This is a genomic window from Clostridium sp. DSM 8431, from assembly GCF_900116755.1.
GTDB lineage: Bacteria > Bacillota > Clostridia > Clostridiales > Clostridiaceae > Clostridium.
Genome location: NZ_FPBY01000298.1, coordinates 1 through 1,943, shown reverse-complemented (window position 1 = coordinate 1,943; position 1,943 = coordinate 1). Strand labels below are relative to the sequence as shown.

General features: G+C 31.0%; 2 protein-coding genes. One reads left to right on the top strand and one right to left on the bottom strand.

From position 1 onward, the window contains the following. Window positions 1-139 precede the first annotated feature (139 nt). Window positions 140-397, bottom strand: coding sequence for a DUF4176 domain-containing protein (locus BM384_RS16925; RefSeq protein WP_090015420.1), 258 nt, complete (start codon window positions 395-397; stop codon window positions 140-142). 307 nt (window positions 398-704) lie between these two features. Here BM384_RS16925 and BM384_RS16920 point away from each other — a divergent pair, with 307 nt between their 5' ends. After that, window positions 705-1,682, top strand: a complete 978-nt coding sequence (locus BM384_RS16920; protein WP_090015418.1) for a diaminopimelate dehydrogenase — start codon at window positions 705-707, stop codon at window positions 1,680-1,682. The last annotated feature ends 261 nt before the right edge of the window (window positions 1,683-1,943 follow it).

Genomic DNA, 1,943 nt, shown 5'->3' with positions numbered 1-1,943 from the left:
TGTCCAATCTCACAAAAAGTTTTATAGACCTTTTTATATTAAGTAACAAAAGGGCTAAATGCGAATGCATTTAACCCTTTTGTCTACAAGCTGAATGGTTTCCCAAAAACAGGAAACCATTATTTTTTATAACTACTCTCTAAAGAATATTTTCATTAAGCCTATTTACAAAATCTCTTTCCTCATTATCTTCAAAGCCTCTATACACGACCTTCGCAATATCCTCATTATTAAAGAAGAAATAAAAATCATCGCTTATATTTCCTTCTGGATAAAGACACGCTATATAATCAAAGAGCTTACGACTAGAGTCTAACTGCCTTCTTCCATAAATCATTAATTTCTTATTCCCCTCATTAAGTAAAACTACTGAGCCTATGGGTAAATAGTTCTTCATAATATTTTACCTCCCTTAAATTAGTTGTTAGAAGCAAATTTTTAAGTTCTATCTAAGGTTCTATATTAATCAAAAAGATTGTTTTGCAATACAAATTATACCTTATTTCCCAAATAGTTATCAAGAAGTTTTTATATGTTCTTTTATTAGCGTATTATTTTATTTTCCAAAAAATCATTCCAAAATTTTTAAATTTATCTTAATAAATTATCTATTTTATCTATATAATCCGAAATTTATCTATGAACTATTAAGCATATATGTTAAAATAGATATGTTTAAAAATACATAAATGGAGGGCTATATAATGCAAAATAAGACAAGAATTGGCGTTCTAGGCTATGGTAACCTAGGAAGAGGAGTTTTAAACTCTTTAAAACAAAATGATGATATGGAATTAGTTGGAGTATTTACAAGAAGAGAAAATCTTGTATTAGATGATGGTTCAAAAGCAATCCATGTTTCAAAAATTGGAGAATACAAAGATAAAATCGATGTAATGATTCTTTGTGGTGGATCAGCTACTGACCTTCCAACTCAAACACCTGAAATAGCTGCTATGTTTAATACAGTAGATAGCTTTGATACACATGCAAATATTCCAGAACACTTTGCAGCAGTAGATAAAGCTTCTAAGGCAGCTGGAACTTTAGGAATCATATCAGTAGGTTGGGATCCAGGTCTATTCTCATTAAATAGATTATATGCTAATGCAATCTTACCAGATGGAACTGATTATACATTCTGGGGTAAAGGTGTAAGCCAAGGTCACTCAGATGCTATAAGAAGAGTTCAAGGAGTTAAGAATGGTAAACAATATACTATTCCTAAGGAAGATGCTTTAGAAAAAGTAAGAAGCGGAGCTAATCCAGAACTTACAACTAGAGAAAAACACCTTAGAGTATGCTACGTTGTAGCTGAAGAAAATGCAGATAAGGCTAAGATTGAAGAAGAAATTAAGACTATGCCAAACTACTTCTCAGATTATGATACAGAAGTTAACTTCATAACTGAAGAAGAATTTAATAAGAACCACTCTGGAATTCCTCATGGTGGATTCGTAATAAGAACTGGTGTTACAGGTAATGGTAACAAACATAAGATAGAATATTCTCTAGATCTTGACAGTAACCCAGAATTTACTGCAAGTGTTTTAGTTGCTTATGCTAGAGCAATAAACAAGATGTTCAAAGAAGGAAAAACTGGTGCTATAACAGTATTTGATGTTCCACCAGCATATCTTTCAAGCAAGTCAGCTGAAGAATTAAGAGCACATATGCTATAATACATTTAAAGCCTGCATCTAAAAAAGATGCAAGCTTATTTTATATAGTTATAGAAATTTAATTATTTTTTATCTGTCATATAATTGTCACATAATCTATATATAATTAAAAATGTAAAGTAAGTAAATCACTATTATTCTCCTAAACTATGATAAACAATATAATTTTTATCGAGTAGGTGAACCTCAGAAATATTTTTTTCTGAGGTCTTTCCTCTCACAGAACCGTGCATGCGGGCCTCGCACACGGCTCTTGATAAA

Coding starts and splice junctions, on each gene's coding strand:
- BM384_RS16925 (WP_090015420.1), bottom strand. CDS start 397: ATGAAGAACTATTTACCCATAGGCTCAGTAGTTTTACTTAATGAGGGG.
- BM384_RS16920 (WP_090015418.1), top strand. CDS start 705: ATGCAAAATAAGACAAGAATTGGCGTTCTAGGCTATGGTAACCTAGGA.